The organism is Vibrio sp. 10N.222.46.A1 (genome assembly GCF_041473595.1).
Classification (GTDB): Bacteria; Pseudomonadota; Gammaproteobacteria; order Enterobacterales; family Vibrionaceae; genus Vibrio; species Vibrio tasmaniensis_A.
In genome coordinates, this window is sequence record NZ_JBFRSN010000646.1 from 1 (window position 1) to 3,534 (window position 3,534).

The 3,534-nt window shown below is 47.5% G+C and carries 2 protein-coding genes; both read right to left on the reverse strand.

Going from position 1 to position 3,534, the window contains the following annotated elements:
* Positions 1–822: MATE family efflux transporter (locus AB4496_RS17605; RefSeq protein ID WP_372131499.1), on the reverse strand; the 822-nt coding region annotated here is incomplete at its 3' end.
* A gap of 202 nt (positions 823–1,024) precedes the next feature.
* Positions 1,025–3,397, reverse strand: a complete 2,373-nt coding sequence (gene ppsA / locus AB4496_RS17610) for a phosphoenolpyruvate synthase (RefSeq protein ID WP_009846293.1) — start codon at positions 3,395–3,397, stop codon at positions 1,025–1,027.
* Between the last annotated feature and the right edge of the window lie 137 nt (positions 3,398–3,534).

Below are 3,534 nucleotides of genomic sequence, written 5' to 3' on the forward strand. Positions count from 1 at the left end.
ACCCAATGCCCAAGCTGCAACGGCAGCTGTGCCATAGCCAGCAAGCAGCTTAGTGGCGAACATGGATGAAACAGGAGGCAGCAGCTGACTGATCATCGCAGGCCCCATGATGTTACCAATGGAGCGAACACTCTTGCTGATGTCGAGGTCGTGCCAGTCGAAGGTCATCCAATGCTTCTTGGTGACCTTTGGTGCAACGATAAATATACCCGCACCGAACGCCAAGATGGTCGCAATGGCGGCTCCATTGATGCCCATGTCGAGCGTAAAGATGAAAATCGGGTCCAATATTAAGTTGATGATACTGGTCGCGATCATCATTGAACCGGGCAGCATGGTATTACCATTGGCACGACACACACTGTAGGAAAAGTAGAGCAGTGCACCTGTCCAAGAGCTGGCTAGCCAATAGATCCAATAAGAATCAATGATCGGTAATACCGTCGGTGGCGCATCCAACAATTGTAAAATTGGCCCTCGCAGCAGATAGATGATGACGGAGAAAAACGCGACACTCACGCTGCCCATCGCAATCACTAATCCACCAAGCTGCTTAGCGTAGCGCGTTTCATTCGCGCCAATGGCTCTCGCGATTACCGCGGTTGTCGCGATACCTAACCCGACCTGAATACCGATGATGATCATCTGTATTGGAAGCGTGAAACCTTGAACAGCGAGCGGCAGTACGCCCAGTTGGCCAATAAAAGCACTGTCGACAAGCTGGAAGCTCATTAGGGAAAGTACCCCAAATAGCATTGGCCATGTCATTGTATAGAGTTGTCGGCCAAGAGAAGGCGAGGGAGTTGCGGTAGTAGAATTCATAACACTCTTATCGGTCTTGAAGTTAGGCTTGTTGTGATGACAAACCTCTCAATGAAGAATTGTGTAAAGGATAACGTAAGGTCAGCGCGATACCAATGCTTGTTATGATAGGCAGGTTATCTTTGTTGGCTCTCGGTGAACAAAAAAGCCAGTCGCGATGACTGGCTTTGTTGACTCTATATCTAGTTGTTGACTCTAAGCGTTACTTGTTTGCAACGTTACCAAGCTTCAACCACGTGTCGATAACCGTATCTGGGTTTAGTGAAACAGAGCTGATGCCTTGTTCCATTAACCACTCCGCTAGGTCGTCATGGTCTGATGGGCCTTGGCCACAAATTCCTACGTATTTACCCGCTTTAGCTGCTGCATCGATTGCCATTTTCAGCATCGCTTTCACCGCTGGGTTACGCTCATCGAATAAGTGAGCAACGTCACCTGAATCTCGGTCTAGGCCAAGTGTCAGCTGTGTCATGTCGTTTGAACCGATAGAGAAGCCATCGAAGTACTTCAAGAATTCCTCAGCCAAAATCGCATTCGATGGTAGCTCACACATCATGATGACCTTCAGACCTTGGTCGCCACGACGAAGATCGAACTTAGCCAGAATGTCGATAACCGATGCTGCTTCGCTTGGAGTACGAACGAATGGGATCATGATTTCAACGTTCTTAAGACCCATTTCGTTGCGAACGCGTTTGATTGCTTGAGTCTCTAGCTCGAAACAGTCTTCGAATACTGGTGAGATGTAACGAGATGCGCCACGGAAGCCCAGCATTGGGTTCTCTTCATGCGGTTCAAACGTTTTACCACCGACTAGGTTGCTGTATTCGTTCGACTTGAAGTCAGACATACGTACGATCACACGCTTAGGCCAGAATGCAGAAGCGATTGTAGCAATGCCTTCTGTTAGCTTGCTTACGTAGAAATCGATAGGATCTTTGTAGCCACGAATACGCTGGTTGATTTCTGCTTTGATCTCATCCGTTTGCTCATCGAAGTTCAACAGAGCTTTAGGGTGAATACCAATCATCTTGTTGATGATGAATTCAAGGCGAGCAAGGCCAACACCTTCGTTCGGGATTTGGGCGAAGTCGAAGGCACGATCTGGGTTACCCACGTTCATCATTACTTTGGTTGGCAGCATTGGTAGCTCATCAACCTCAGAACGTTTGATCTCGAAGTCGAGTTCGCCGTTGTAAACGTAGCCTGTTTCGCCTTCTGAACATGACACTGTTACGGTGTCGCCATCATTCAGGCTGCTTGTCGCGGTACCACAACCAACTATGGCAGGAATGCCTAGCTCACGAGCAATGATTGCTGCGTGACAAGTACGGCCGCCACGGTTAGTGACAATCGCAGAGGCTTTCTTCATCACAGGCTCCCAGTCCGGGTCTGTCATGTCAGTGACCAGTACGTCGCCTTCTTGAACCAGTGACATTTGGTCTAGAGAGTCAACCAAGCGAACAGGGCCTGAACCGATACGCTGACCGATAGCGCGGCCTTCAACCAAGACATCCGCCTTGTTGTTTAGCTCGTAACGCTCGATAACGTTTTGGTCGCTCTGAGAACATACGGTTTCAGGACGCGCTTGAACGATGTAAAGCTTGCCGTCGATGCCATCTTTTGCCCACTCAATGTCCATCGGACGTTGGTAGTGCTTCTCGATGATCATTGCTTGTTTTGCAAGTTCTTTGATCTCTTCATCGTTCAATGAGAACTCGTTACGTTCTTTAGTATCTGTATCGATGATATCAACTTGCTTGCCGATCTCTTGGTTGGTTGAGTAGATCATCTTGATCAACTTAGAACCAAACGTCTTTTTAACAACTGGGTAGTGACCCGCTTCTAGCATTGGCTTATGAACGTAGAACTCATCTGGGTTCACCGCGCCTTGTACGACCATTTCACCTAGGCCCCAAGAAGAGGTGATGAATACCACTTGGTCGAAGCCTGACTCAGTATCAAGCGTGAACATCACACCTGAAGAAGCTTTGTCTGAGCGAACCATACGCTGGATACCCGCAGACAATGAAATGCCACGGTGATCAAAGCCTTGGTGTACTCGGTAAGAGATAGCGCGATCGTTAAACAGAGAAGCGAACACGTGTTTCGTTGCTTCGATAACTGCATCGATACCTTTCACGTTAAGGAAGGTTTCTTGTTGGCCAGCAAAAGAAGCATCTGGAAGGTCTTCAGCTGTTGCCGATGAGCGAACCGCAACAGACAATTCTTCGTTGCCTTCAATCAGTTCACGGTAGTTATCACGGATATCTTGCTCTAGTGATTCTGGGAAGGGTGCGTCTAGAACCCATTGTCGAATCGTTGCACCTGTCTTACGCAGTGCGTCAACGTCTTCAACATCAAGTTCATCAAGGAGTTGGTGAATGCGCTCATCAAGACCTTTGTAGTCAAGAAAGTTGTTAAACGCATAAGATGTGGTAGCAAAACCATTAGGTACTGATACGCCAGCGTTGGCTAGGTTAGAAACCATCTCGCCAAGTGAAGCATTCTTACCGCCGACTTTGTCGACATCTTCCATGGAAAGGCCATTGAACCATAGGGTGTTATTTTGCATTTATTTCTCCAGAAACATAGCAAGCATTGTAGGGATTTAAAGGCAAACGATTACGTATCAGTTTAAAAAAATGTAAATTATTTTCTAAAGCTGTGGGGGACGTAATAGTCAGCAGGGTTTCGTTATATATATTATGG